This window comes from Pseudomonas sp. NFACC05-1 (genome assembly GCF_900100135.1).
GTDB lineage: Bacteria > Pseudomonadota > Gammaproteobacteria > Pseudomonadales > Pseudomonadaceae > Aquipseudomonas > Aquipseudomonas fluorescens_Q.
Window position 1 is genome coordinate 45,329 of record NZ_FMTR01000024.1, and the last position, 26,176, is coordinate 71,504.

Sequence of the window (26,176 nt, forward strand, 5' to 3'; positions counted from 1 at the left end):
TTAATAAGTCCGGACTTTTGGTTCGAAAGTCGGAACAGTCTTCGGCGAGAAGTTCACGGCACGCTTGGCGACGCGTTTTTCACCCGGGAAGTACAAGGTGTGGCACAGCCAGTTTTCGTCGTCACGGTCTTCGAAGTCTTCGCGGGCGTGGGCGCCACGGGACTCTTTACGCACTTCTGCGGCGATGGCGGTGGCTTCGGCCACTTCCAGCAGGTTCTGCAACTCCAGCGCTTCGATACGGGCAGTGTTGAACGCCTGCGACTTATCGTTGATCTTCACGTTGGCGATTCGTTCACGCAATTGCGCCAGCTGGGCAATACCCTTCTGCATGTATTCGCCGGTACGGAATACACCGAAGTAGTTCTGCATGCAGTTTTGCAACTCGCGACGCAGGGTCGCCACGTCTTCGCCTTCGGTACGCTCGTTCAGGGCGGACAGACGCGCCAAGGCGGCTTCGATGTTGGCGTCGGTGGCATCGTCATATTCGATACCGTCGGAGAGGGCTTTTTCCAGGTGCAGGCCGGCAGCGCGACCGAAGACCACCAGGTCGAGCAACGAGTTGCCGCCCAGGCGGTTGGCACCGTGGACCGATACGCAAGCCACTTCACCCACTGCGAACAGGCCAGGGATGATTTCGTCCACGCCTTCGGCGTTCTGGGTGATTGCCTGGCCATGAATGTTGGTGGCAACGCCGCCCATCATATAGTGGCAGGTTGGAACCACTGGAACCGGCGCAACGACTGGATCGACGTGAGCGAAGGTCTTGGACAGTTCGCAGATGCCTGGCAGACGGCTGTGCAGCACTTCCTCGCCCAGGTGGTCGAGCTTGAGCATCACGTGGTCGCCATTCGGACCGCAACCGTTGCCAGCGATGATTTCTTTAACCATCGAACGGGCAACCACGTCACGACCGGCAAGGTCCTTGGCGTTCGGAGCATAGCGCTCCATGAAACGCTCGCCGTGCTTGTTGATCAGGTAACCACCTTCGCCACGGCAACCTTCGGTCACCAGTACACCGGCGCCGGCGATGCCGGTCGGGTGGAACTGCCACATTTCGATGTCTTGCACCGGCACGCCAGCGCGCAGGGCCATGCCGACGCCGTCACCGGTGTTGATCAGGGCATTGGTGGTGGATGCGTAGATACGGCCTGCACCGCCGGTCGCCAGTACGGTGGCCTTGGCGCGGATGTAGGTGGTTTCGCCGGTTTCGATGCAGATCGCGATCACACCGACGAAGGCGCCGTCCTGGTTCTTCACCAGGTCAACGGCGTAGTACTCGTTCAGGAACGTGGTACCGGCTTTCAGGTTGCCCTGGTACAGGGTGTGCAGCAGCGCGTGACCGGTACGGTCGGACGCCGCGCAAGTACGCGCAGCCTGGCCGCCCTTGCCGTAGTCCTTGGACTGGCCACCGAATGGACGCTGATAGATACGACCTTGCTCGGTACGCGAGAATGGCATACCCATGTGGTCCAGTTCGAACACCGCGGCCGGGCCTTCCTGACACATGTATTCGATAGCGTCCTGGTCACCGATGTAGTCGGAACCCTTGACGGTATCGTACATGTGCCAGCGCCAGTCATCGTTCGGGTCGGCCGAAGCGATGGCGCAGGTGATGCCGCCCTGGGCGGAAACAGTGTGCGAACGGGTCGGGAAAACCTTGGTGATCACGGCAGTCTTGTGACCGCCCTGTGCCAGCTGCAGCGCTGCGCGCATGCCGGCACCGCCGCCACCAATGATGATAGCGTCGAAAGAAATCGTTGGAATGTTAGCCATGGATCAGATACCCCAGAGAATCTGCACACCCCAGACGAAGTAAGCGAACATCGCAACGCCGCATACTGCCTGGAAGAGGAAACGTACGGCAGTCGCCGACTTGCCGAACGCCATTGGCGTCAGGTAGTCGGTCGCGATGGTCCACATGCCGACCCAGGCGTGAGCGCCTAGTGCGACAAGTGCCAGCAGACTGAAGATACGCATCCAGTTGTTTGCGAACAGTTCATGCCATTGGGCGTAGCCCAGGCCTGGGTTTGCTACGACATATCCGATCAGGAAGATGAAGTAAGCCGCGAGAACGACCGCAGACACACGCTGGGCCATCCAGTCATAGAGGCCCGAACGCGAAAGGTTCGTGACGTTGGTTACCATATCCAAACTCCTGCCAGAACGATTACCACCACGGAAACGGCGATAACGATTTTCGAGCCCAGCTTGCCGCCTTCCAGCGTCTCACCGATGCCCATGTCCATGATCAAGTGGCGCACACCGGCAACCAAGTGATACAGCAAGGCGGACAGGATGCCCCAAATCACTAGCTTGGCTAGCGGACTGGTCAGACACGCTTTCACCTGACCGAAGCCTTCTTCCGAATCGAGCGACTTGTCCAATGCATAAAGCATGATGGCCAGGCTGACGAAGAGGATGACACCGGAAATACGGTGAAGAATGGACGTGTAAGCAGTGACTGGGAGTTTGATGGTCCTTAGGTCTAGGTTTACAGGTCGTTGGCTTTTCACGGCTTTTTTTTCACACTGAAGAGCCCCTAACAATCAGGGCAAAGTTGTTGGGGCGCGCACTGGTCAGGTACTCACCACCCAGGGAGTGACGACCCCCAAGAAAGCAGGCCCAAAAGCCCCTGGCGGTCGGTGGCCGAGTATAGACAGTTAGGCTACTAATGACAACGCGTTCACCTTCCCCTAATAGCGCATTGCACATACGGCGCAAAAGGCGTAAACGGCAGGTAATTTCGCGGAAAAAGTCCGGTTAAAGCCTTCTGGAGCAAGACTTTAGGCAAATTGACATTCGGATTTATCTCACTATAGTGGTGCGGGCCCTGCGTGGGGGGTCTGTCTGATGATTCCAAGCATTAATAGGAGGCCACATGGCTGACAAAAAAGCGCAGTTGATCATCGAGGGCGCAGCCCCCGTCGAGCTGCCCATTTTAACCGGCACCGTTGGTCCCGATGTAATCGACGTACGGGGCCTGACGGCCACGGGCCGTTTCACCTTTGACCCAGGTTTCATGTCGACCGCCTCGTGCGAGTCGAAAATCACCTATATCGACGGCGACAACGGCATCCTGCTGCACCGCGGCTACCCGATCGAGCAACTGGCTGAAAAATCGGACTACCTGGAAACCTGCTACCTGCTGCTCAATGGCGAGCTGCCAACCGCAGAGCAAAAGGCCCAGTTCGTCAGCACCGTGAAGAACCACACCATGGTTCACGAACAGTTGAAGACCTTCTTCAACGGCTTCCGTCGCGATGCCCACCCGATGGCCGTCATGTGCGGCGTTGTCGGCGCCCTTTCGGCCTTCTACCACGACTCCCTGGACATCAATAACCCCCAGCATCGCGAAATCTCCGCGATCCGCCTGGTGGCGAAGATGCCGACCCTGGCAGCCATGGTCTACAAGTACTCCATGGGCCAGCCCATGATGTACCCGCGCAACGACCTGACCTATGCAGAGAACTTCCTGCATATGATGTTCAACACCCCGTGCGAGATCAAACCGATCAGCCCGGTGCTCGCCAAGGCCATGGACCGGATCTTCATCCTCCATGCCGACCACGAGCAGAACGCCTCCACGTCCACCGTGCGCCTGGCGGGTTCCTCGGGCGCCAACCCGTTCGCCTGTATCGCCGCCGGTATCGCCGCACTCTGGGGCCCAGCCCACGGCGGTGCCAACGAAGCGGTACTGACCATGCTCGATGAAATCGGCGATGTCTCGAACATCGACAAGTTCATCGCCAAGGCCAAGGACAAGAACGATCCGTTCAAGCTGATGGGCTTCGGTCACCGGGTCTACAAGAACCGCGACCCTCGCGCCACCGTGATGAAGCAGACCTGCGACGAAGTGCTCAAGGAACTGGGAATCACGAACGATCCGCAACTCGAACTGGCCATGCGCCTGGAAGAGATCGCCCTGACCGACCCGTACTTCATCGAGCGCTCGCTGTACCCGAACGTCGACTTCTACTCGGGGATCATCCTCAAGGCGATCGGCATTCCAACCAGCATGTTCACCGTGATCTTCGCCCTGGCGCGGACCGTGGGCTGGATCTCCCACTGGAAGGAAATGCTCTCCAGCCCGTACAAGATCGGCCGCCCACGCCAGCTGTACACCGGCTACGAGTCGCGTGATATCACCAAGCTGGAAGATCGCAAGTAAGACCTGCCTTTGCAACAAGGTCTCAAGCTGCACCGAAACGGCCCCTGCTTCTTATATAAGAGCGGGGGCTGTTTTGTTTGTGCCTCTTTTCATCTGATCCAGAAGCGGCATTGATAGGCCCGACGCCATCGCGAGCAAGCTCGCGATGGCGGCAGCCCTGCCCCCCCTTAAACCCGGCACAAAAAAATACCCCAGCCTCTCGACCGGGGTATTTCTTCAAGCACTACGCTTACAACTTACCGTATCAGTGGTTAACCGCCCCACTCGCCCCCAAACCAGTCTGCGAACGCACGAACTGCGGGAAGAACAGCGCCCGCTCGTTTGCACCTTCAGCCGACTTGTCGGTAATGGAGAAGAACCAGATGCCGACGAAGGCGATGGCCATCGAGAACAGCGCAGGGTATTCATACGGGAAGATCGCCTTCTCGTGACCCATGATCTGCACCCAGATGGTCGGGCCGAGGATCATCAGGCCCACGGCACTGACCAGGCCCAGCCAGCCGCCAATCATGGCGCCACGGGTAGTCAGCTTCTTCCAGTACATCGAAAGCAGCAGTACCGGGAAGTTGCAGCTCGCCGCGATGGAGAACGCCAGGCCGACCATGAACGCGATGTTCTGCTTCTCGAACAGGATACCCAGGGTGATCGCCAGCACCGCCAGGGCAATGGTGGTGATTTTCGAGACGCGGATCTCATCCTTCTCGTTGACCCTGCCTTTCCTGATCACGCTGGCATACAGGTCATGGGACACCGCCGAGGCACCGGCCAGGGTCAGGCCCGCCACTACCGCCAGGATGGTGGCAAAGGCTACCGCCGAGATGAAGCCGAGGAAGATGCTGCCGCCCACGGCATTGGCCAGGTGCACCGCCGCCATGTTGTTACCGCCGAGCAAGGCACCTGCCGCGTCCTTGAAGGCCGGGTTGGTGCTGACCAGCAGGATCGCGCCGAAGCCGATGATGAAGGTCAGGATGTAGAAGTAACCGATGAAGCCGGTGGCATACAGCACGCTCTTGCGCGCTTCCTTGGCGTCGCTCACGGTGAAGAAGCGCATCAGGATGTGTGGCAGGCCAGCGGTACCGAACATCAGCGCCAGACCGAGGGAGAAGGCCGAGATCGGATCCTTCACCAGGCCGCCAGGGCTCATGATCGCCTCACCCTTAGGGTGAACCTTGACCGCTTCGGCAAACAGCATGTTGAAGTCAAAGTTGACGTGCTTCATCACCATCAGCGCCATGAACGAAGCACCCGACAGCAACAGCACCGCCTTGATGATCTGTACCCAGGTGGTGGCCAGCATGCCGCCGAACAACACGTAGAGGCACATCAGGATGCCCACCAGGATCACCGCAACGTGGTAGTCCAGGCCGAACAGCAGCTGGATCAGCTTGCCGGCACCGACCATTTGCGCGATCAGGTAGAACGCCACCACCACCAGCGAGCCGCTGGCGGACAGACTGCGGATCTGGGTTTGCCCGAGGCGATAGGACGCCACGTCGGCAAAAGTGTATTTACCCAGGTTACGCAGGCGCTCAGCGATCAGGAACAGAATGATCGGCCAGCCCACCAGGAACCCGATGGAGTAGATCAGACCGTCATAACCGGAGGTGAACACCAGCGCGGAAATGCCCAGGAAAGACGCCGCCGACATGTAGTCGCCAGCAATTGCCAGGCCGTTCTGGAAGCCGGTGATCTTGCCGCCGGCCGCATAGTAGTCGGCCGCCGAGTTGTTTTTCTTGGACGCCCAGTAGGTGATGTACAAAGTCGCGCCGACGAAGGCAACGAACATCAGGATCGCCGCGACGTTAAGGGGTTGCTTCTGCACGGCACCGGTCAGGGCTTCAGCCGCCCAGGCGCCCGGGGCGAACGCTGCGATGCTCAATAGGGCCAATAGACGCCGGATCATTGCTGAGCCTCCTTGAGAATCGCATTGTTCAGGTCGTCGAACTCGCCGTTGGCGCGCCGTACGTAGATTGCAGTCAGAACGAAAGCCGAGAGAATCAGGCCGACACCGATGGGAATACCCCAGGTCATGGTGGACTCAGGCGTGATCTTGGCCCCGAGAATGTGTGGCCCGTAGGCGATCAGAAGAATGAAGCCGGAATACAACCCAAGCATGATCGCCGAGAGAATCCAGGCGAACTTTTCTCTTTTTCGAACCAGCTCCTTGAAGCGCGGGCTGTTTTGAATCGAGAGGTAAATGCTGTCGTTCATTGTTTTTATCCTCGCAGCACAGATTTAATTGGAACAGCCCTACTCTATGCGGCTCAAGGCCAGGTTCCAGACGACCTTAGTATTAGAACGACATGACGCTTTACCAGTTTCCCGCGTTTACTTGTGCCCCCCTATGGGAGCGAGCCCCTGTGGGAGCAAGGCTTGCCCGCGATGCAGGCACCTCGATTGAACTTGAGACCTAGGCGATGCTATCGCGGGCAAGCCTTGCTCCCACAGACCTTGCTCCCACCGGGCTCGGTGTAGAACTCAGGAATTGCGGGCACAAAAAAACCGCATGACACAACGCCATGCGGTTTTCGAGCCAGCTAAACCCGGTGAGTTACTTGCCGGTCCACTCTTTTACACGGTCCGGGTGCTTGGCGACCCAGTCCTTGGCCGCTGCGTCCGGCTTAGCCCCTTCCTGGATCGCCAGCATGACTTCGCCGATCTCGTCTTTCGAAGCCCACTGGAACTTCTTCAGGAACTCGGCCACTTCCGGCGCCTTCGCGCCCAGCTCCTTGCTGCCGATGCTGTTTACAGTCTCAGCCGCGCCGTAGACGCCTTTCGGGTCTTCCAGGAAGCGCAGTTTCCACTTGGCGAACATCCAGTGCGGCACCCAACCGGTGACCGCGATGGATTCGTTTTTCTTCTCGGCACGGGTCAGCTCGGCAATCATGCCGGCACCGGAACTGGCCTTGAGTTGATAACCGGTCAGGTCGTAGTCCTTGATTGCCTGTTCGGTCTTGAGCATCACGCCTGAACCGGCATCGATGCCGACGATGCGCTTCTTGAAGGAGTCGTCGGTCTTGAGATCTTCGAGCGACTTGGCCTTGACGTACTCCGGCACGATCAGGCCGATTTTGGCGTCCTTGAAGTTCGGGCCATAATCGACCACTTGGTCCTTGTTCTTGGTCCAATAATCGCCGTGAGTCACCGGCAGCCAAGCCGAAAGCATCGCGTCGAGTTTGCCGGTGGCCACGCCTTGCCACATGATCCCGGTCGCGACCGCTTGCAGCTTCACGTCATAACCGAGTTTCTGCTTGATCACTTCGGCGGCCACGTGAGTGGTCGCGACGCTGTCGGACCAGCCGTCAACGTAACCGATGCTCAGGGTTTTGGTTTCGGCGCTAGCCAGTGTGGAGCTGATCGCCAGTACCAGTGCGGCACCTGCGCCCAAGAGTCGTCGCATCTTCATCGTTACTTCCCCGAAAGTGCTGCGCCCGGCGGATGCCGAGCGGCGTCAACGTATAGTTATGGTGGCAGCGCCCCCATCACGCCCGCTTAGAAACCGGCTCGAACGTCAGTGGAGTACTGACCTGTCGATCATCAACCCGCGCCGATCTGGAACCTGCTCTGCCTGCGACGTCGAGGCAACGAGAAACGACATCAGAACGCCAGCTCTCAGTTCCGGGCATTTGTAGCTCCATCACACATGAGATTTAGCAGTCAAATCCGGCAAACGCCAGATAACTAGCCGCCAGCACGCACGACCGTGTATCGTCCCGCTACTATCGCACCCCGTCCGTGCCTGTTTTGTGCCCGTCATGGCACTTGGCTCCGCTTCGGTGGTCATAGCCTGCGAACCTCATTCGGCACCTTCCTCTAAGGGATCCAGTCATGCTCCGTTCCTTGCGCTTCGCTGCCCTTCTCGGCGGCCTTATCCTGAGTGCGTCCGCGCTGGCGGCAGACATTGACGCCGCCAGCTATGGCTACCCCTTGACCAACCCGTTCGAAGCGACCATCGCCACCACTCCGCCGGACCTGCGCCCGGAGCTGCCGCTGATCGAAGACATCAATCAGGCGGACCACAGCCTGACCCTGCGCCCGGAACGCGAGTTCATCCTGCCGGACAACTTCTGGCCGGTGAAAAGCCTCACTTACCGCATGGCCACCCAGGACAAACCCGCGCCGCTGATCTTCCTCATCGCCGGCACCGGTGCGCGCTTTGACAGTAGCATTAATGAATACCTCAAGCGCCTCTACTACAAGGCCGGCTACCACGTGGTGCAGTTGTCCTCGCCCACCAGCTTCGACTTCATGAGCGCCGCCTCACGCTTTGCCACCCCGGGCATCAGCAAGGAAGACGCCGAAGACATGTACCGGGTGATGCAAGCCGTGCGCGCGCAGAACCCCAAGCTGCCAGTGACCGAGTATTACCTGACCGGCTACAGCCTCGGCGCCCTGGACGCGGCCTTCGTCGCACACCTGGACGAAACCCGGCGCAGCTTCAATTTCAAGAAAGTGCTGTTGCTCAACCCACCGGTGAACCTCTACACCTCGATCACCAACCTGGACAAACTGGTCCAGACCGAGGTCAAGGGCATCAACAGCACCACCACGTTCTACGAACTGGTACTGAACAAGCTGACGCGCTACTTCCAGCAAAAAGGCTACATCGACCTCAACGATGCGCTGCTCTATGACTTCCAGCAGTCCAAGCAACACTTGAGCAACGAGCAGATGGCCATGCTGATCGGCACCTCGTTCCGTTTCTCGGCGGCCGACATCGCGTTCACTTCGGACCTGATCAATCGGCGCGGGCTGATCATCCCGCCCAAGTTCCCGATTACCGAAAGCACCAGCCTGACGCCGTTCCTCAAGCGTGCACTGCAATGCGATTTCGACTGTTACCTCACCGAGCAGGTGATTCCGATGTGGCGCGCGCGCACTGACGGCGGCAGCCTGTTGCAACTGGTCGACCAGGTCAGCCTGTACGCGCTGAAGGATTACCTGCACGACAGCCCGAAGATCTCCGTCATGCACAACGCTGACGACGTGATCCTCGGCCCGGGTGACCTGGGCTTCCTGCGCAAGACCTTTGGCGACCGCTTGACGGTTTATCCACTGGGCGGCCATTGCGGCAACATTAATTACCGCGTCAACAGCGACGCGATGCTGGAGTTCTTCCGTGGCTAAATATCTCCTGCTTATCGCTGCGTTAATGAGTGCTGGCCTGGCCCAGGCCGATAACAGCAAGGCCAATGCGCCTGTGGTGGTGGACTCCGACGGTTTCAAGGAGCCGTTGAGCAAGCTCAAGTTCAACCCGGGGCTGGACCAGCGTGAGTTCGAGCGCTCGACGCTCAATGCCTTGAACGTCTATGACCCGCTGGAATCCTGGAACCGCCGCGTCTACCACTTCAACTACCGCTTCGACCAATGGGTCTTCCTGCCGGTGGTCGATGGCTACCGCTACGTCACGCCCAGCTTCGTGCGCACCGGCGTCAGCAACTTCTTCAACAACCTGGGGGATGTGCCGAACCTGATGAACAGCCTGCTGCAATTCAAGGGCAAGCGTTCGATGGAAACCACAGCGCGCCTGCTGCTCAACACCACCGTCGGCATCGCCGGCCTGTGGGACCCGGCCACCGCCATGGGCCTGCCGCGCCAGAGCGAAGACTTCGGCCAGACCCTGGGCTTCTACGGCGTCCCTGGCGGCGCGTACTTCGTATTGCCGATCTTCGGCCCTTCGAACCTGCGCGACACCTCAGGCTTGTTGGTGGACTACACGGCCGAATCAGCGATCAACTACCTCAATGTCGCCGAAGTCAGCGCCAACCACCCGGAATTGCTGCTTCTGCGCGGCGTCGACAAACGCTACCAGACCAGCTTCCGCTACGGGCAACTGAACTCGCCGTTCGAGTATGAGAAGGTGCGCTACGTGTACACCGAGTCGCGCAAGTTGCAGATTTCCGAGTAATCCTTAAGGCCAACACGCCTGAATCCGGCGTGTTGGCTGCTGTATCCCTGCGCAATGCCCCCTCCCGCCGACCTAATTTCTTCTGGTTCAACTTCGTTTAATGAAGACAACATGTGCGCGATTGCAGCGTCATGAGGTGCTCAACGACAGCAAATGTTCGATTGTGAATTTTTTATTAACATTTTGTGACACGTCGTGTAGGATTGGATCCAAAGAAAGGATGCAATACCGTGTTTAAGATCAAGGATCGATATGAAAAAATTCCTCTCCCCTCGCTGTGCATCACCAGATGCTTCGATCGGCAAACTTCGGTACACGCCTGCGCTTACTAAATAAAGTGACTGAGCACAACTGGCTCAGGAAACACTCTACAGCGCCCGCCCTTCGTTAAACTCCAGACGCTCAAGTCTCGTCGTTTGCGTTTCGTTACCTCATTGTCATGCGCCAAGCATTACATCCAATGTGATTATTTATGCTCGCCTTCCAACTTGTCCGTTTTAAATACTATTTCTCATCGCTGCCATTCTTTATATGGATGCTGTTCATTGGCACCTTTCTGACGCGCGCTACGTCAATGATGGTTTGGCCATTCATTTCGATTGTTCTCTATACGCGGTTCGGTTTCAGCACTTCGACCATCGGCCTGATTCTGACTTGCTCTATCGCCCTCTCTTCGCTGGTCAGCTTCTACAGCGGGTATCTTTCCGACAAGATCGGGCGCCTCAAGATCATCCTGGTCGGTTGCGTAGTGGCGATGGTCTCCTACTTGCTGCTGGGTATCAGCACGCATGCCGAGGGCTACATCGCCGGAACACTGTTGGCCAATCTCTCCTGGGCCCTGGTCAACAATCCAATCAAGACGGTCATCGGTGATGTCATCGAGTCCTGTTCTCTGGTGGAACGTGCCATGCACCTGCGCTATTTCTTTCTCAATGCTGGGGCCGCCGTGGGCCCTTACTTCGGGCTCAAGCTTGGCATTTCCACGGATTCCCTGTCCTTTGTGCTGGTGACGGCCTCCTACCTGGCCCTGCTGGCGGGCGTCATGGTGTTCGGTCGCGGTATTACCCTGAAGGCCATCAACACCACCTCCTTGCGAAGTACCTTGCAGATCCTCTCCCGGGATCATGTGTTCCTCCTGCTCGTGATCAACAACATCGTCATGATGTTCATCTTCGGCAGCTTTGATTCCAGCGTGCCTCAATTGATGGCTTCGCTCGCGTTCGAGGGGTACCTGCCCTTTGTCGCCAATCTGATCGTGCTGCATGCCACCGTGATCGTGCTGCTTCAACTGCCACTGGCCAGGGTTCTGGCACAGGCAACATTAGAGACCAAGATCCATATCGGTTCTGTATTGCTGGTTTTAAGTCAGGCCGGCATGACACTGGCGGCACACTTTTATCAAGTGCAACTATTGTGGTACGGCGCGGTGCTGCTGCTGAGCCTTAGCCAGGCCCTACTGTTTCCATGTTTGAATCTTTTTGTCGACAGCCTGGCACCTCGAAACCTGAGAGGCGCTTACTTTGGCGCCGCGTCGCTTTACAGCATTGGCTTTTCCATGGCGCCCATTGTCGGAGGCTTTTTCATACAAGCGCTGAGCGGAACAGCGCTGTTTGTTTTCCTGACGGTGACCAGTCTCGTCATGGCCTTTACCTTCGCCGCTATTTTCACCCGACTGCACCACCGCAACTTAACTAACGACAAACAGGGAACCCGCAGCACCGGCCAGGAACTCCCTATCGGCCAATAACGCCTGACGCATGCACCCGCCATTCTATTGAGGTCACTCACAATGACATCAGGCCTTTCTGCGCCTTGAAATTATGTTTTTAACTATGCAGCGCTCAACTGGAGTAAGAATGAACAAGGACGACTACGACATTATTTTATGTGGTGCGGGCCCGGCAAACATTTCATTGTTGCCTGACCTCATACAGAAGGAAGATATCCATCGGTGTTTGATTCTGGAGAAATCCAACACCTTGGGCAGCGGTGCGATCGGACAGTACCGCATTACCGCCAACTCTCTGGGCGGCGTTTTCCTGGAAAAGTTCCAGGGCAAGCAGGATGAACTCAGCCGATACATGCGTACCACGGCGGAATGGGCGTATTTCAGCGAACGACGTGACGAGGCGGTCGAGTTGCGCTACGTAGGACAGTTTCTGGAACACATCGGCGCCTTCGTCCAACAGCACAAGACGCTGTACAAGCGCTTCGAAGTATCGACCTTGTCCACCGTCGAAGAAATCCAACTGACCGGCGATGGGCGCTATACCGTGCGCTATACCGTTGACGGCCAAACCCGAGAGGCGCTGTGCAGGAAAGTCATGGTCAACCTGGGTGGACAAGTCAACAACGTCGCCTTGCCACACCCGAATGCCATCAATAGCGACGCCATGCTCAAAGGCCAATATGACGAGCAAATCAAGGCAGGCCAATACCCAAGCATTGCAATTCTGGGCTCATCCCATAGCGCCGTTTCCTGCCTGATCCGCCTGATTGAACAATTGGATTTTCAAGGCCCTATCCAACTGCTGGTCAAGCGTAACTTCAAGCTTTTCTTTGACTCCCCACAAGCGGCACTGGCTCAGGGCTACCCTTTTGTCGATGCGGATGTTTGCCAGGCCAGCCAACGTGTCAATCGCTACTCTGGCCTTCGGTATGACTCGCTCGCGTTTGCTCGCAAGATCCAACGGGGAGAAATCCCCAACCTGACCGTTGTGAACATCAGCGCCGAGGGTCCCGAGACACTGCGCAAGCGCCTTGAATCGGTCGATCTGACGATCAAATGCACCGGTTTCAGCGCAACGCCAGTCCGACTGCTCGATATCGACGGCTCCCCTATCACGCTGCGCCAGGACGCCCACGGCCTGATCGTGGATCACCGGCTGAATCCCACCACGATATCGGATCGAACGCTAGAGAACTTCCACGCCTTCGGCTTGGGCGCCGGCATCAAGACCGGGGGTGACAGCGGCGGCGAGGAAAGCTTCAGCGGCCGGATAGACGGCGTGTGGATTTACCAGCACGTGGTGCCCCGACTCGCTTTTCATTAATAAGGACATTCAATGAACACTGGAACAGCCATTATTCTCTGCGCCGGACGCGGCAGCCGCTTGGCCAATCGCACCCGTCATATGCCCAAACCTCTGGTCAAGACCAACGACATCGCATTTATAGATAACGCGTTGAGCAATCTTCAACTGCATGGCGTCAAGCGGGTCGTGGTGGTAGTGGGTTATCAAGCCGAGATCATTACCGGGCACCTGAACAGCCTGGAGACCCTGCTGGATATCGAGTATGTGAATAACCCGGACTGGGAGACGACCAACAACATCTATTCGTTGTATCTGGCTCGCCAACACATCGGTCAGGACACACTCATCGTTGAAGGTGACATCTTTTTCTCCGAAGCCTGCCTGGAAAAACTGCTGCGAACGTCAAGCGATCTGGTTGCACTGGTCTCGCCGCTGGGGAAAAACATGGAGGGTACCTACGCCAACCTTTATGAGGGACAGCTCCAGAGTTTCGGCTCGACTAAAGATAGCGGTCATCAGGCGCAGGAGGAACAGTACAAGACCGTCAACTTATATCGGATAGGCTCCCCGCTGTTCGCCCAACACGTGCGCGAGCAACTCGAAGCCGAGGTTGCAGAAGGCAACCTGAACGCCTATTACGAAGACGTTTTCAAACAAGCATGCAAGACCGGAAAGTGGGACATCGAGGCCGCGGTGGTGCCTTCGACCGAATGGTACGAGGTCGACAACTATTATGACCTGACAGTGTGCAATTACATTTCCAGTCGGGATCGCCTAGCGTTTCTCCAGAGCCGCCACGGTGGCTACTGGCGCTACCCGGTCCTCGATTTCGCCCTGATCTATAATTTCCACTTTCCCCCCCAGCAGATGAAAGACCGGATCAAGGAAAACTTCGACGATATTCTCCTCAACTATCCTGGCGGCCGGAAACTCATTGAAGAGTCGCTGAGCGAATTCATAAGCGTCCCCGCCCGACACCTTTGCGTGGCCAATGGCGCAGCGGAAATCATCAAATTATTGCCCTCTGTGTATCCAGGCAAAGTGTTGGTCACTGTTCCGTCCTTCAACGAATACGCCAATGTTTTCGGTGAGGAGCGCACGCTCAGTCATCACACCCAGGCAGACCAAGGCTTCAATATCGATCTGGATGCCTTGTTGCAGACCTGTAGGAAAGAGCGCCCATCGGTCGTCGTCATCGAGTCGCCGAACAATCCGACCGGCTGCCTCACGCCAGCCGCAGCGCTCTCGGAACTGGCGAGCCAACTGGCTGAACTGGATATCGCGCTGATTGTCGACGAGTCGTTCCTGGACTTTTCGCCCAGCGCCGCAAACACCCTGCTGTCTTCGCTGGACCAGCACGCGAACCTTGTCGTTATTCGCAGCATGAGCAAGACATTCGGCATCGGGGGGATCCGTATCGGTTACCTCGCCAGTGCAAATCACGGCTTATTGGCACAGATCAACTCGCTACTGCCCATTTGGAATCTCAATGGCTTTGCCGAGGAAGTGTTGCTGCATCTGCCGCAATACAAACAGGAATACCTGGACAGCTGCCAGCAGGTCATCCGTGACACCCAGGCATTGCGCCAGGCGCTGGACGAAATCGAAGGCATCACAGCTTTTGCAACCGACTCCAACTTTGTGTATTGCCAGACCGAGCAGGTCCCGGCTCAAACCTTGTGCCGCCTTTTGCTTGAGCACAACCTTTACGTCAAGGAATGCTCTGGCAAGCGCAACACCGACTCAGACCACTACCTGAGAATTTCCTGCCGCACCCGCCAGGAAAACGCCCAACTCATAAGCGCCTTGAAATCGACCATGCAGGCACTGACGACACCGAGAAGTACACGCATGAAGAAGGAACTGTCCCATGCCTAAAAATGTAGTGATCTGCGGTAAGGGTGAACTGGCGATTTTTGCCTGTGAATACTTCAATGCCTCGTCCGAACACATCGTCGCTTATGTGGTTGCGGATCCGTTCGAGCCAGTGAGCAGCGAGCTCACGTTGATCCAGTACTGCCGTAACAAGAACATTCCCCTCATTGAAAGCGGCAAGATAGAAGACTTGCCTGGCTACAAGGAAGGTCTCTTTTCATGCGACCTGTGCCTGGTGATCTTCCACAAACGAATACTGCCTCGGGCCTACATCGACTGCTGCAAGCGCATCGTCAACCTGCACTTGTCGTACCTGCCCCATTATCGTGGGGTGCGGCCCGTCAACTGGGCGTTAAAGAACAACGAGCACCAACATGGGGTGACCCTTCATGAAATCAATGAAGGCATCGACGACGGCCCGATTCTCAACCAGGTGTCGTTCTGTATTTACCCGGAGTTCGAAGAAGTCATCGACACCTACAATCGGGCAATCGGCTACGCCCGCCAGTTGCTGATCGACACGCTGCCGTTGCTCGACAGGATTATCCCTGTTGAGCAACGTCACGAAGAGATGAGCATCTATTTCGAGAAGGATAACGCCCGATTGGAAGAACGGATGACGTTCACCCGCGAGCAGTCGCTGAAAATGCTTGGCCGACGTTGATCTACCGTGCCGAGCCACAGCCCTTGGTTGTGGCTCGGCAGCCTATTCGAGGAACACCATGTATTCATTGATTGCTACGGACCTGGACGGAACCTTGCTGATGCCCGGCGATACGCTGGGCAACTACACCCGGACGGTGATGCGCCATCTTTACGATGCCGGCCTGCATGTGGTGTTGGCAACAGGTCGCCAACAGGCCGACGTCGAGACGTTGCTCGACGACAGCTCGCCTCCCTTGCACCTGATCACCTCCAACGGCGCCAAGATCAGCAGCGCCTGTGGCGGATTGATGCGTTGCGAAGCGCTGCCTGACGACGTTGTCCAAGGGCTGATTGAAGAAGCCCGCCACAGCCCTGACCTGATCATCAACCTGTACGGTCCTTGCGGCTGGTTAATCGGCTGTGAGCATGATGCCAGCGACTTTAATCGCAACCCGCATTTCCAACCGACCGTGATCCGACCCGACACGTGGCCCACGGAAAACGTCGAAAAGGTGTTTTTCTTTCAGAAGGAAAAAGATCGCCAGGCTTTACTGGCTTTGCAGAAGCGGCTGGAGCGGAAATTCGGAAACCGCATCAGCACGGTGTTCTCGTTTACCTGGTGCCTGGAAGTCATGGCCAGCGACGTTTGCAAGGGCCACGCCCTGAAACAGCTGGCCGCGTTTCTTGATGTCCCCATTGGCGCGTGCATCGCCTTTGGTGACGGCATGAATGACATTGGCATGCTCTCAGTGGCAGGCAAGGCGGTCATCATGGGAACCGCTCATCAAGACGTCACCCAGGCGCTGCCTGATGCGCAGATCATTGGCGCCTGCTGTGACGAAGCCGTGGCCCGATACCTCTCGAAACATGTGCTGCTGCCAATTCAATCGGTAACGCAATCCTGAGGTTCAGGATCGTACCGCTTTCCAAAGCTTGGCCACGGCCATGACGCCCAGCAACACCACGCCACCGACGACAATGCCCGCCACCGCATTGAGCAACATCGGCACGATAAACCCGGCACCGCCGACACTGGCAGCCACGCCTTCGATCCAGTGATGCACCACCGGCACGCCATGGGTCAGGATGCCACCGCCCACCAGGAACATCGCCGCCGTGCCGATCACCGACAGACTTTTCATCATGTAGGGCGCTGCACTCAGGATGGCGCCGCCGATGCTTTTGGCGGCCTGCCCTGGTTTCTGGGTCAACCAAAGCCCCAGGTCATCGAGCTTGACGATGCCGGCCACCAGGCCATAGACGCCAATGGTCATGACGATGGCGATGCCCGACAGGACGATCACCTGCTGGGTCAGTGCGGCGTCGGCAACGGTGCCGAGGGTGATGGCGATGATTTCCGCCGACAGGATGAAGTCGGTGCGTACCGCACCCTTGATCTTGTCCTTTTCAAAGGCCACCAGATCGACCGCCGGATCCGCCACGGCCTCGACCAGTTGCGCATGTTCAGCCTGGTCTTCGGCCGGGCTGTGGAGGAACTTGTGGGCCAGCTTTTCGAACCCTTCGAAACACAGGTAGGCGCCACCCACCATCAACAACGGCGTCACCAGCCAGGGCACGAAGGCGCTGATCGCCAGCGCCGACGGCACCAGGATCAACTTGTTGATAAACGAACCCTTGGCCACTGCCCAGACTACCGGCAGCTCCCGCTCGGCACGCACACCCGAGACTTGCTGGGCATTGAGCGCCAGGTCATCGCCGAGCACGCCGGCGGTTTTCTTGGCGGCCATCTTGGTCATCAGCGCGACATCGTCGAGCACGGTGGCGATATCGTCGATCAGTACCAGCAAACTGCTTCCAGCCATGGAGTGGGCTCCTTGAATAATAATGCCGTGCAGCATACCGCGAGCCGCGGCGCCTTGGGCATTCTTGAGCGCCGCGCGAGGCCGGTGCTACCATGCGCCACCGCCAGAACAGGCAAGGAACCCCTGGGTTTATGAGCACTATCCGCGAGCGCAACAAAGAATTGATCCTGCGTGCCGCCAGCGAAGAGTTTGCCGACAAGGGCTTCGCCGCGACCAAGACCAGCGACATCGCGGCCAAGGCGGGCCTGCCCAAACCCAACGTCTACTACTACTTCAAATCCAAGGAAAACCTCTACCGCGAGGTACTGGAAAGCATTATCGAGCCGATCCTCCAGGCCTCGACACCGTTCAACGCCGACGGCGTGCCCGGCGAGGTACTGAGTCATTACATCCGCTCCAAGATCCGCATTTCCCGCGACCTGCCCTTCGCCTCGAAAGTCTTCGCCAGCGAAATCATGCACGGCGCCCCCCACCTGAGCCCCGACCTGGTGGAACAACTCAACGCCCAGGCCCGGCACAACATCGACTGCATCCAGACCTGGATCGACCGTGGCCAGATCGCCCCCATCGACCCCAACCACCTGATGTTCAGCATCTGGGCCGCCACCCAGACCTATGCCGATTTCGACTGGCAGATCAGCGCCGTGACCGGCAAGGCCAAGCTGGATGAAGCGGATTACGAAGCGGCGGCGCAGACGATTATTCGGTTGGTGTTGAAGGGATGTGAGCCAGACTGAAGGCCGAGTCGCCTTCAATCGCAGCAAGCCCGCTCCCACACTGGGTTTGCGGTATTTAGACATTATGTGTCCAGCATCAAATCTGTGTGCGAGCTTGCTCGCGATGGCGCCAGTCAATTCACCAAAAAATCAAGCAACCACCCCCACATCCGCCCTCAACCGCAGCGCCTCCACCGCCCTGACCGCCACCTGCTCATCCACATCCGAAACATCACCACTGACCCCCATCGCCCCCAGCACCTTCCCATCCTGATCCCTGATCAATACCCCACCCGGGGCCGGTACCACGTTGCCCTGTCCTAACCCATTCAAAGCGGCAAAGAACGCCGGGCGTTGCTGGGCGTCCTGGGCGAGCAGGCGCGAGCCTTTACCCAGGGCGATGGCGCCCCAGGCCTTGCCGATGGCGATCTGCGGGCGAAGCAGGCTGGCGCCGTCTTCGCGCTGCAAGGCAACCAGGTGCCCGCCGCTGTCCAGGACCGCGACGGCCAGGGGTGCAGCGCTGATTTCACGACCGACGGCAAGGGCTTGCCCGGCCAGGTTAACGGCGATTTTCAAGGTTAGAACGCTCATGGGTACTGTCCTTCTTCTGTTATGGGAGAACCTTTCGGGCTTCACTTTCAGCAAAACCGAACACAACAAATAGAACACAACAATACATGTTTTTGTATACAATAATTTCTCAAAAGGCACTTTAATCGATGAAGACCGCAGCAAAACCTGGCCTTCCGACGAATGAAACAGATGCTTGAGGAAATGGATTGACCTGCGCCATTTCCCGTGAATACACTCTTCACACAGCCACTTGTATACAATTACAAAACGTAAGAGGCACAAATAATGAGCAAAATGAGAGCAATCGAAGCCGCCGTTCTGGTAATGCGCCGTGAAGGCGTGGACACCGCCTTCGGTATCCCGGGTGCCGCGATCAACCCGCTGTACTCCGCCCTGCAGAAGGTGGGTGGCATCGATCACGTCCTTGCTCGCCATGTTGAAGGCGCCTCCCACATGGCCGAGGGCTACACCCGCACCAAGGCCGGCAATATCGGTGTGTGCATCGGCACCTCGGGCCCGGCCGGCACCGACATGGTGACAGGGCTCTACAGCGCCTCGGCCGACTCGATCCCGATCCTGTGCATCACCGGGCAAGCCCCTCGCGCCCGTCTGCACAAGGAAGACTTCCAGGCTGTGGATATCACCAGCATCGTCAAACCCGTGACCAAGTGGGCAACCACCGTGCTCGAGCCGGGCCAGGTGCCGTATGCCTTCCAGAAGGCGTTCTTCGAGATGCGCTCCGGCCGTCCGGGCCCGGTGCTGATCGACCTGCCGTTCGACGTGCAGATGGCCGAGATCGAATTCGACATCGACGCCTACCAGCCACTGCCCCTGGCCAAACCCGCGGCCAACCGCGTGCAGATCGAGAAAGCCCTGGCGATGCTCAATCAGGCTGAGCGTCCATTGCTGGTGGCTGGCGGCGGCATCATCAACGCCGATGCCAGCGAACTGCTGGTGGCGTTCGCCGAACTGACTGGCATCCCCGTTATCCCAACCTTGATGGGCTGGGGCACCATCCCCGACGATCACCCGCTGATGGTCGGCATGGTCGGCCTGCAAACCTCCCATCGCTATGGCAACGCAACCTTGCTCAAGTCGGACGTGGTGCTGGGCATCGGCAACCGCTGGGCCAACCGTCACACCGGTTCGGTGGATGTCTATACCGGAGGCCGCACGTTCATTCACGTGGACATCGAGCCGACCCAGATCGGCCGCGTGTTCACTCCCGACCTGGGCATCGTTTCCGATGCCGCCTCGGCCCTGACGGTGTTCATCGAAGTGGCCCGTGAATGGCAAGCCGCCGGCAAGCTGAAAAACCGCGATGCCTGGTTGCAAGACTGCCAGCAACGCAAGGCCAGCCTGCAACGCAAGACGCACTTCGACAACGTGCCGGTCAAGCCACAGCGTGTGTACGAAGAAATGAACCAGGTATTCGGCAAGGACACCTGCTACGTCAGCACCATTGGCCTGTCACAGATCGCCGGGGCGCAGTTCCTCCACGTCTACAAGCCACGCCATTGGATCAACTGTGGCCAGGCCGGTCCTTTGGGCTGGACCATTCCGGCCGCGCTGGGGGTGGTCAAGGCCGATCCGAGCCGCAAGGTCGTGGCGCTGTCGGGCGACTATGACTTCCAGTTCATGATCGAAGAGCTGGCGGTGGGTGCGCAGTTCAAGCTGCCGTACATCCATGTGGTGGTGAACAACTCTTACCTGGGGCTGATCCGCCAGGCCCAGCGCGGGTTCGACATGGATTACTGCGTGCAGCTGTCCTTCGACAACCTCAACGCACCGGAGCTCAACGGCTATGGCGTGGACCACATTGCCGTGGCCGAAGGCCTGGGGTGCAAGGCGCTACGGGTGTTCGAACCGAGTCAGATCGCACCGGCACTGCGCCAGGCCGAGAAAATGATCGAGGAGTTCAAGGTGCCGGTGATCGTCGAGATTATCCTGGAGCGGGTGACTAACATTTCCATGGGCACCGAGATCAACGCCGTCAATGAGTTTGAAGATCTGGCGTTGGTGGGCAACGATGCACCGACCGCCATTTCGTTGCTCGACTAGTACTGAGGCCTTCACAGGCAATACTGTTCATCAAGGAAATCACCGGACCTGTGGCGAGGGAGCTTGCTCCCGCTGGCTGCGCAGCAGCCCATTTTGTGAGTGCTTCGCACTCGAGCGGGAGCAAGCTCCCTCGCCACAAGGGGCCTCTACTCGTCCATAGGAGACTGTCATGCCGCGTTTCGCCGCCAACCTGTCCATGCTGTTCACCGAGCAGGATTTCCTCGCCCGTTTCGAAGCCGCCGCCAAGGCCGGGTTCAGTGGCGTCGAATACCTGTTCCCCTACGACTACAGCTCCTCCGAACTCAAGGCCCTGCTCGACGCCAACGGCCTGACCCAGGTGCTGTTCAACCTGCCGGCCGGTGACTGGGCCAAGGGCGAGCGCGGCATTGCCTGCCTGCCGGACCGGGTCGAGGAATTCCGCGCCGGTGTCGACCTGGCCATCGCCTACGCCCAGGTGCTGGGCAACACCCAGGTCAACTGCCTGTCGGGGATTCGCCCGCAGAACTGCAGTGAAACCCTGGTGGAAAAAACCTTCGTCGCCAACCTGAAATACGCTGCCGAGAAGCTGCAGGCCAAAGGCATCAAGCTGGTGATGGAAGCCATCAACACCCGCGACATTCCCGGCTTCTACCTGAACAACACTGCCCAGGCCCTGTCGATCCGCGAGCAGGTGGGCAGCGCCAACCTGTTCCTGCAATACGACATCTACCACATGCAGATCATGGAAGGTGACCTGGCCCGGACCCTGTCGGCGCACCTGGGCGAGATCAACCACGTGCAACTGGCGGACAACCCGGGGCGCAACGAGCCGGGTACAGGCGAGATCAACTACCGCTTCCTGTTCGAACACCTGGACCGCATCGGCTACCAGGGTTGGATCGGCTGTGAATACAAGCCGCTGACCACCACCGAAGCCGGCCTGGGCTGGCTTAAAACCCATAACGTGATCTGATCCCGCGCGAGCTTTTGTGGCGAGGGAGCTTGCTCCCGCTCGGCTGCGAAGCAGATGCATGATTTTACCCGGCACGATTTCTGGGACCGCTTCGCGCCCCAGCGGGAGCAAGCTCCCTCGCCACAGGGACACCGAACCCAGAGACACCGGGACATCTAACAACAAGAGGATTTTTTTCATGGCTAAAATCGGATTCATCGGCACCGGCATCATGGGCCACCCCATGGCCCTGAACCTGCAAAAGGCCGGGCACAACCTGTTCCTGTCCCAGCACCACGACGCGGCCCCGGCCGACCTGCTGGCCGGTGGCGCGGTGGCTTTGGCCAACCCGAAGGAAGTGGCCCAGGAAGCCGAGTTCATCATCGTCATGGTCCCGGACACCCCGCAGGTCGACGACGTGCTGTTCCGCACCGACGGCGTGGCGGCGGGCGTGGGCGCGGGCAAGGTGGTGATCGACATGAGCTCGATCTCCCCCACAGCCACCAAGGCCTTCGCGGCGAAGATCAATGAAAAAGGCGCGCAGTACCTCGATGCCCCGGTCTCCGGTGGTGAAGTCGGTGCCAAGGCTGCGACGCTGAGCATCATGGTCGGTGGCGACAGCAACGCCTTCGAGCGAGCCTTGCCGCTGTTCCAGGCCATGGGCAAGAACATCACTCTGGTGGGCGGCAACGGCGATGGCCAGACCGCCAAAGTGGCGAACCAGATCATCGTCGCCCTGAACATCCAGGCGGTGGCCGAAGCGTTGCTGTTCGCCTCGAAAAACGGTGCCGACCCGGCCAAGGTCCGTGAAGCGCTGATGGGCGGTTTCGCTTCGTCGAAGATCCTCGAAGTGCACGGCGAACGCATGATCAAGGGCACCTTCGACCCGGGCTTTCGCATCAGCCTGCACCAGAAGGACCTGAACCTGGCCCTGCAAGGCGCCAGGGAACTGAACATCAACCTGCCCAACACCGCCAATGCCCAGCAAATGTTCAGCACCTGCGCGGCCATCGGTGGCAGCAACTGGGATCACTCGGCGTTGATCAAGGGGTTGGAGCATATGGCCAATTTCTCCATTCGCGACAAATAAGCCCTGCATTCCCCTTGTGGGAGCGAGCTTGCTCGCTCCCACAGATAACCGAGTCGCTTCAGCCAATAATAAAAACCGGGAGCCCGCCATGTCGGTCGATCCGCAACAACTGCTGCGCGAGCTGTTTGCCACAGCCATCGACGCGGCCCATCCGCAACACGTCCTTGAACGCTACCTGCCCGGCGATCGCAGCGGCCGGGTGATCGTCATCGGTGCCGGCAAGGCCGCGGCGGCCATGGCGCAAGTGGTCGAGCGCTGCTGGCAAGGCGAAGTGTCTGGCCTGGTGGTGACCCGCTACGGCCATGGCGCGCCCTGTCAGAAAATCGAAGTAGTGGAAGCCGCCCACCCGGTGCCTGACGCCGCCGGCTTGGCCGTGGCCCAGCGGGTGCTGGAAATGGTCAGCAACCTCAGCGAAGACGACCGGGTAATCTTCCTGCTGTCCGGCGGCGGTTCTGCCCTGCTGGCCCTGCCCGCCGAAGGCATCACCCTGGCCGACAAGCAATCGATCAACAAAGCCCTGCTCAAATCCGGCGCGACCATCGGCGAGATGAATTGCGTGCGCAAGCATCTCTCGGCGATCAAGGGCGGGCGCCTGGGCAAGGCCTGCTGGCCGGCGACGGTGTACACCTACGCGATTTCCGACGTCCCCGGGGATCTTGCCACGGTCATCGCCTCCGGCCCCACCGTGGCCGACCCCAGCACCTCGGCCGAAGCCCTGGCGATTCTCCAACGCTACCAGATCGAGGTGCCGCCCTCGGTCCGCAACTGGTTGCACAACCCTGCATCGGAAACCGTCAAGCCCGGCGACCCGAGCCTGGCCCGCAGCCACTTCCAATTGATCGCCCGCCCCCAGCAATCCCTGGAAGCGGCAGCGGTAAAGGCGCGCCAGGCCGGCTTCAGCCCGTTGATCCTCGGCGACCTGGAAGGCGAATCCCGGGAGGTGGCGAAAGTCCACGCCGGCATTGCCCGGCAAATCGCCCTGCACGGCCAGCCGCTGGCAGCACCGTGTGTGATCCTCTCCGGTGGCGAAACCACCGTCACCGTGCGCGGCAATGGCCGGGGCGGGCGCAATGCAGAATTCCTGCTGAGCCTGACCGAGAGCCTCAAGGGTCATCCTGGCATCTATGCGCTGGCCGGCGACACCGACGGCATCGACGGCTCCGAAGACAACGCCGGCGCCCTCATGACCCCGGACAGTTATCGCCGCGCCGCGGCGCTGGGCCTGTGCGCCAGCGACGAGTTGGACAACAACAATGGCTACGGCTACTTCGCCGCCCTGGATGCGCTGATCGTCACCGAACCAACCCGCACCAACGTCAACGACCTTCGCGCCATCCTGATCCTCGAGACCCCCAAACATGACGCCTGATAAGGCCCGAAGCTGCGGGTCGGCCGATTCGCTGCGCATTGAGACGTTGATCTGATTTTCTGTGGCGAGGGAGCTTGCTCCCGCTGGGCTGCGCAGCGGCCCCTCTTTTTGACGGTTGCTACGCAACCGAGCGGGAGCAAGCGCCCTCGCCACAGTGCTCTCTTATCTGCGATCCATCATGCCCAACCATTTCTCCAACACCCACTGCCCCGACTGGGCCACCGCCCTGCTCAACGGCTTCAGCCAAGTCTTCCTCCAACGCCATCCGTTGTGCGGCCTGCTGTGCCTGCTGGCGATCCTGCTCACTGCGCCGACCCTGTTCGGCGGCGCGTTACTGGGCGGGGTGGCCGGATTGCTCACGGCCCAGCGACGCGGTTACGCCAAGGTCGACCGGCAAGCCGGGCTGTTCAGTTACAACGGCATCCTGCTGGGCTTGCTGCTGAGCCTCGCGTTGCCCTGGTCCGTCCTGTTGCCGCCGTTGATCATCGCCGCAGGCGGTCTCAGCGCAATGTTGACCCAGCAGTGGCTCAAGCGCAGCCGAGGCCCTCGATGCCTGCCCGCCTACACTGCGCCTTTTGTAGGGTTGGCTTGGCTGCTGATGAGTTTCACCCTGCCGCCGCCCTCAACCAACTCGATTGAAATGACAGTACCTAACCTGCTGGCCGCGCATTTGAGCGGACTGGGCCAGGTCATGTTTCTCGGCCATCCAGCGGCCGGTGCGCTGATCGCCGCCGGTCTGCTGCTGGCCAACCGGCGCGCCGGCGCTTGGGCATTGGTCGGTTCCGCCGCCGGCCTGGCCTTCACCTTGTCGCAACATGAAAACGCAACCGCCCTTTGCGGGCTGGGTGGCTACAACCCGGTGTTGGTGGCGCTGGCCCTCAGCCAACAGCGCCGCCAAACCTGGCTGCCACTGGCGGGCATTCTCCTGGCGGTCATGCTTACCCCTGGTTTTATCGCCCTCGGCCTGCCTCCCCTGACGGCACCGTTCATCCTCGCGTGCTGGTTGATCCAGGCCACCGGCCGGGCGTGGCGCCAGGCCAGCCTCGACAGCACGCCTTGCGCTCTGCAGGGCAATCGCCCTAGGCTTCGCTGATTCCGGTTCAGGCGACGATTATGCAAAGCAGCAACAACTGGCGCGAACGCCTCTATGTGATCATTTTCCAGTCCGACACCGTCGCCGGTCGGCGCTTCGATAGCACCTTGCTGTTGATCATCCTCGCCAGCCTGGTGATCGTGATGCTCGACAGCATCGACAGCGTGCATAAAAACTACGCGGCCCTGCTGGCCGGTATCGAGTGGGGCTTCACCTTCGTCTTCATCGTCGAGTACGGCCTGCGCCTGTACTGCTCTCCCAAGCCGCTACGCTATGCCTTCAGTTTCTACGGGCTGGTGGACCTGCTGGCGATCGTGCCGGGGATCCTGGCGCTGTACTACAGCGATGCCCAATACCTGTTGATCATTCGGATCATCCGCATGCTGCGGATTTTCCGCGTGCTCAAGCTCAGTCCTTACCTCAAGCAAGCCAACTACCTGATGGCGGCGCTGCGCGGGAGCAAACAGAAAATCATCGTGTTCCTGGTCAGCGTCTCGACCCTGGTGACCGTCTTCGGCACGCTGATGTACGTCATCGAAGGCCCCGAGCATGGCTTTACCAGCATTCCCAAGGGCATCTATTGGGCTATCGTGACACTCACCACCGTGGGCTTCGGCGACATCGTGCCCAAGACGCCGCTGGGCCAGGTGGTGTCATCCCTGGTAATGATTACCGGCTATTCGATCATCGCTGTGCCGACGGGTATTTTCACGGCTGAACTGGCCACCGCCATGCGCGGGGACCAGCTCAAGCACGATTGCCCGGTGTGCAGCAAAAACAACCACGAACACGGTGCCGCTTTCTGCTCCCGTTGTGGCAATGCGCTGTTTAAGAAATTGGAATAAGCAAAGCACTTTTTGATGCTTGAAGGTCTATAGGCTTGCAGCTA

General features: G+C 59.0%; 23 protein-coding genes. 15 read left to right on the forward strand and 8 right to left on the reverse strand.

Annotation, left to right across the window (positions count from 1 at the left end; all coding sequences use genetic code 11):
- From sdhA to sdhC, 3 genes are read right to left on the reverse strand one after another with little or no spacing between them, the layout of a single operon-like run.
- Positions 1–1,773 (reverse strand): succinate dehydrogenase flavoprotein subunit, encoded by a 1,773-nt coding sequence (sdhA, locus tag BLO97_RS25290; RefSeq protein ID WP_063324841.1) that lies wholly within the window; start codon positions 1,771–1,773, stop codon positions 1–3.
- Between the two features lie 3 nt (positions 1,774–1,776).
- Positions 1,777–2,145, reverse strand: a complete 369-nt coding sequence (gene sdhD, locus BLO97_RS25295; protein ID WP_003204438.1) for a succinate dehydrogenase, hydrophobic membrane anchor protein — start codon at positions 2,143–2,145, stop codon at positions 1,777–1,779.
- On the reverse strand, positions 2,139–2,513 hold the full coding sequence (sdhC, locus tag BLO97_RS25300) for a succinate dehydrogenase, cytochrome b556 subunit (RefSeq protein ID WP_024780620.1): 375 nt from the start codon (positions 2,511–2,513) through the stop codon (positions 2,139–2,141). The genes sdhD and sdhC overlap by 7 nt, the downstream gene beginning before the upstream one ends.
- Before the next feature lie 365 nt (positions 2,514–2,878).
- Between sdhC and gltA the strand changes: the two genes are divergently transcribed.
- The gene (gene gltA, locus BLO97_RS25305) at positions 2,879–4,168 is read left to right on the forward strand and encodes a citrate synthase (protein WP_092224685.1); all 1,290 of its coding nucleotides are present in this window, start codon (positions 2,879–2,881) and stop codon (positions 4,166–4,168) included.
- A 244-nt stretch (positions 4,169–4,412) separates the two neighbouring features.
- Here the strand turns inward: gltA and BLO97_RS25310 are convergent, their stop codons facing one another.
- The 3 genes from BLO97_RS25310 to BLO97_RS25320 all read right to left on the reverse strand — a co-directional run bounded on the left by BLO97_RS25310 (position 4,413) and on the right by BLO97_RS25320 (position 7,574).
- Positions 4,413–6,071 (reverse strand): cation acetate symporter, encoded by a 1,659-nt coding sequence (locus BLO97_RS25310; RefSeq protein WP_063324840.1) that lies wholly within the window; start codon positions 6,069–6,071, stop codon positions 4,413–4,415.
- Complete coding sequence (locus BLO97_RS25315) at positions 6,068–6,379, reverse strand: DUF485 domain-containing protein (protein WP_003179217.1); 312 nt, start codon at positions 6,377–6,379, stop codon at positions 6,068–6,070. Before BLO97_RS25315 ends, BLO97_RS25310 begins: the two co-directional genes overlap by 4 nt.
- Positions 6,380–6,719: 340 nt before the next feature.
- Entirely contained in the window at positions 6,720–7,574 is an 855-nt protein-coding gene (locus BLO97_RS25320; protein ID WP_063324839.1) for a glycine betaine ABC transporter substrate-binding protein, read from the reverse strand.
- A gap of 422 nt (positions 7,575–7,996) precedes the next feature.
- Here BLO97_RS25320 and BLO97_RS25325 point away from each other — a divergent pair, with 422 nt between their 5' ends.
- The 7 genes from BLO97_RS25325 (at position 7,997) to BLO97_RS25355 (ending at position 16,536) form a co-directional block, all read left to right on the forward strand.
- Complete coding sequence (locus tag BLO97_RS25325) at positions 7,997–9,295, forward strand: alpha/beta fold hydrolase (RefSeq protein WP_092224683.1); 1,299 nt, start codon at positions 7,997–7,999, stop codon at positions 9,293–9,295.
- Positions 9,288–10,076: an MlaA family lipoprotein gene (locus BLO97_RS25330; RefSeq protein WP_092147824.1), complete on the forward strand. Its 789-nt coding sequence runs from the start codon at positions 9,288–9,290 to the stop codon at positions 10,074–10,076. Before BLO97_RS25325 ends, BLO97_RS25330 begins: the two co-directional genes overlap by 8 nt.
- Before the next feature lie 472 nt (positions 10,077–10,548).
- On the forward strand, positions 10,549–11,823 hold the full coding sequence (locus tag BLO97_RS25335) for an MFS transporter (RefSeq protein ID WP_092224679.1): 1,275 nt from the start codon (positions 10,549–10,551) through the stop codon (positions 11,821–11,823).
- Positions 11,824–11,932: 109 nt separating this feature from the next.
- Positions 11,933–13,129, forward strand: coding sequence for a hypothetical protein (locus tag BLO97_RS25340; RefSeq protein WP_092224678.1), 1,197 nt, complete (start codon positions 11,933–11,935; stop codon positions 13,127–13,129).
- Between the two features lie 12 nt (positions 13,130–13,141).
- The gene (locus tag BLO97_RS25345) at positions 13,142–14,989 is read left to right on the forward strand and encodes an aminotransferase class I/II-fold pyridoxal phosphate-dependent enzyme (RefSeq protein WP_092147815.1); all 1,848 of its coding nucleotides are present in this window, start codon (positions 13,142–13,144) and stop codon (positions 14,987–14,989) included.
- Complete coding sequence (locus tag BLO97_RS25350) at positions 14,982–15,650, forward strand: formyl transferase (RefSeq protein ID WP_092348798.1); 669 nt, start codon at positions 14,982–14,984, stop codon at positions 15,648–15,650. Before BLO97_RS25345 ends, BLO97_RS25350 begins: the two co-directional genes overlap by 8 nt.
- Positions 15,637–16,536 (forward strand): Cof-type HAD-IIB family hydrolase, encoded by a 900-nt coding sequence (locus BLO97_RS25355; RefSeq protein ID WP_256572329.1) that lies wholly within the window; start codon positions 15,637–15,639, stop codon positions 16,534–16,536. The genes BLO97_RS25350 and BLO97_RS25355 overlap by 14 nt, the downstream gene beginning before the upstream one ends.
- Before the next feature lie 3 nt (positions 16,537–16,539).
- Here BLO97_RS25355 and BLO97_RS25360 read toward each other — a convergent pair whose 3' ends face one another.
- Positions 16,540–17,454 (reverse strand): DUF808 domain-containing protein, encoded by a 915-nt coding sequence (locus BLO97_RS25360; protein WP_092348803.1) that lies wholly within the window; start codon positions 17,452–17,454, stop codon positions 16,540–16,542.
- Between the two features lie 131 nt (positions 17,455–17,585).
- Here BLO97_RS25360 and BLO97_RS25365 point away from each other — a divergent pair, with 131 nt between their 5' ends.
- Positions 17,586–18,191, forward strand: a complete 606-nt coding sequence (locus BLO97_RS25365) for a TetR/AcrR family transcriptional regulator (protein WP_014339596.1) — start codon at positions 17,586–17,588, stop codon at positions 18,189–18,191.
- Positions 18,192–18,320: 129 nt separating this feature from the next.
- Here BLO97_RS25365 and BLO97_RS25370 read toward each other — a convergent pair whose 3' ends face one another.
- Entirely contained in the window at positions 18,321–18,761 is a 441-nt protein-coding gene (locus BLO97_RS25370; protein ID WP_092147803.1) for a GlcG/HbpS family heme-binding protein, read from the reverse strand.
- 267 nt (positions 18,762–19,028) lie between these two features.
- Here BLO97_RS25370 and gcl point away from each other — a divergent pair, with 267 nt between their 5' ends.
- The 6 genes from gcl to BLO97_RS25400 all read left to right on the forward strand — a co-directional run bounded on the left by gcl (position 19,029) and on the right by BLO97_RS25400 (position 26,132).
- Entirely contained in the window at positions 19,029–20,804 is a 1,776-nt protein-coding gene (gene gcl, locus BLO97_RS25375; protein WP_092348806.1) for a glyoxylate carboligase, read from the forward strand.
- A gap of 169 nt (positions 20,805–20,973) precedes the next feature.
- Positions 20,974–21,756, forward strand: a complete 783-nt coding sequence (hyi, locus tag BLO97_RS25380) for a hydroxypyruvate isomerase (RefSeq protein ID WP_092147797.1) — start codon at positions 20,974–20,976, stop codon at positions 21,754–21,756.
- A gap of 178 nt (positions 21,757–21,934) precedes the next feature.
- Complete coding sequence (locus BLO97_RS25385) at positions 21,935–22,825, forward strand: 2-hydroxy-3-oxopropionate reductase (protein WP_092348809.1); 891 nt, start codon at positions 21,935–21,937, stop codon at positions 22,823–22,825.
- Positions 22,826–22,913: 88 nt separating this feature from the next.
- On the forward strand, positions 22,914–24,194 hold the full coding sequence (locus tag BLO97_RS25390; protein WP_092348812.1) for a glycerate kinase type-2 family protein: 1,281 nt from the start codon (positions 22,914–22,916) through the stop codon (positions 24,192–24,194).
- Positions 24,195–24,372: 178 nt separating this feature from the next.
- On the forward strand, positions 24,373–25,287 hold the full coding sequence (locus BLO97_RS25395) for an urea transporter (protein WP_092348814.1): 915 nt from the start codon (positions 24,373–24,375) through the stop codon (positions 25,285–25,287).
- Positions 25,288–25,307: 20 nt separating this feature from the next.
- On the forward strand, positions 25,308–26,132 hold the full coding sequence (locus BLO97_RS25400; protein WP_063324829.1) for an ion transporter: 825 nt from the start codon (positions 25,308–25,310) through the stop codon (positions 26,130–26,132).
- Positions 26,133–26,176 lie beyond the last annotated feature (44 nt).

What these genes read in the sequence shown, in the direction of transcription:
- sdhA (WP_063324841.1), bottom strand. Translation starts at nt 1,773, where the DNA reads ATGGCTAACATTCCAACGATTTCTTTCGACGCTATCATCATTGGTGGC.
- sdhD (WP_003204438.1), bottom strand. Translation starts at nt 2,145, where the DNA reads ATGGTAACCAACGTCACGAACCTTTCGCGTTCGGGCCTCTATGACTGG.
- gltA (WP_092224685.1), top strand. Translation starts at nt 2,879, where the DNA reads ATGGCTGACAAAAAAGCGCAGTTGATCATCGAGGGCGCAGCCCCCGTC.
- BLO97_RS25310 (WP_063324840.1), bottom strand. Translation starts at nt 6,071, where the DNA reads ATGATCCGGCGTCTATTGGCCCTATTGAGCATCGCAGCGTTCGCCCCG.
- BLO97_RS25315 (WP_003179217.1), bottom strand. Translation starts at nt 6,379, where the DNA reads ATGAACGACAGCATTTACCTCTCGATTCAAAACAGCCCGCGCTTCAAG.
- BLO97_RS25320 (WP_063324839.1), bottom strand. Translation starts at nt 7,574, where the DNA reads ATGAAGATGCGACGACTCTTGGGCGCAGGTGCCGCACTGGTACTGGCG.
- BLO97_RS25325 (WP_092224683.1), top strand. Translation starts at nt 7,997, where the DNA reads ATGCTCCGTTCCTTGCGCTTCGCTGCCCTTCTCGGCGGCCTTATCCTG.
- BLO97_RS25335 (WP_092224679.1), top strand. Translation starts at nt 10,549, where the DNA reads ATGCTCGCCTTCCAACTTGTCCGTTTTAAATACTATTTCTCATCGCTG.
- BLO97_RS25340 (WP_092224678.1), top strand. Translation starts at nt 11,933, where the DNA reads ATGAACAAGGACGACTACGACATTATTTTATGTGGTGCGGGCCCGGCA.
- BLO97_RS25345 (WP_092147815.1), top strand. Translation starts at nt 13,142, where the DNA reads ATGAACACTGGAACAGCCATTATTCTCTGCGCCGGACGCGGCAGCCGC.
- BLO97_RS25350 (WP_092348798.1), top strand. Translation starts at nt 14,982, where the DNA reads ATGCCTAAAAATGTAGTGATCTGCGGTAAGGGTGAACTGGCGATTTTT.
- BLO97_RS25360 (WP_092348803.1), bottom strand. Translation starts at nt 17,454, where the DNA reads ATGGCTGGAAGCAGTTTGCTGGTACTGATCGACGATATCGCCACCGTG.
- BLO97_RS25365 (WP_014339596.1), top strand. Translation starts at nt 17,586, where the DNA reads ATGAGCACTATCCGCGAGCGCAACAAAGAATTGATCCTGCGTGCCGCC.
- BLO97_RS25370 (WP_092147803.1), bottom strand. Translation starts at nt 18,761, where the DNA reads ATGAGCGTTCTAACCTTGAAAATCGCCGTTAACCTGGCCGGGCAAGCC.
- gcl (WP_092348806.1), top strand. Translation starts at nt 19,029, where the DNA reads ATGAGCAAAATGAGAGCAATCGAAGCCGCCGTTCTGGTAATGCGCCGT.
- hyi (WP_092147797.1), top strand. Translation starts at nt 20,974, where the DNA reads ATGCCGCGTTTCGCCGCCAACCTGTCCATGCTGTTCACCGAGCAGGAT.
- BLO97_RS25385 (WP_092348809.1), top strand. Translation starts at nt 21,935, where the DNA reads ATGGCTAAAATCGGATTCATCGGCACCGGCATCATGGGCCACCCCATG.
- BLO97_RS25390 (WP_092348812.1), top strand. Translation starts at nt 22,914, where the DNA reads ATGTCGGTCGATCCGCAACAACTGCTGCGCGAGCTGTTTGCCACAGCC.
- BLO97_RS25395 (WP_092348814.1), top strand. Translation starts at nt 24,373, where the DNA reads ATGCCCAACCATTTCTCCAACACCCACTGCCCCGACTGGGCCACCGCC.
- BLO97_RS25400 (WP_063324829.1), top strand. Translation starts at nt 25,308, where the DNA reads ATGCAAAGCAGCAACAACTGGCGCGAACGCCTCTATGTGATCATTTTC.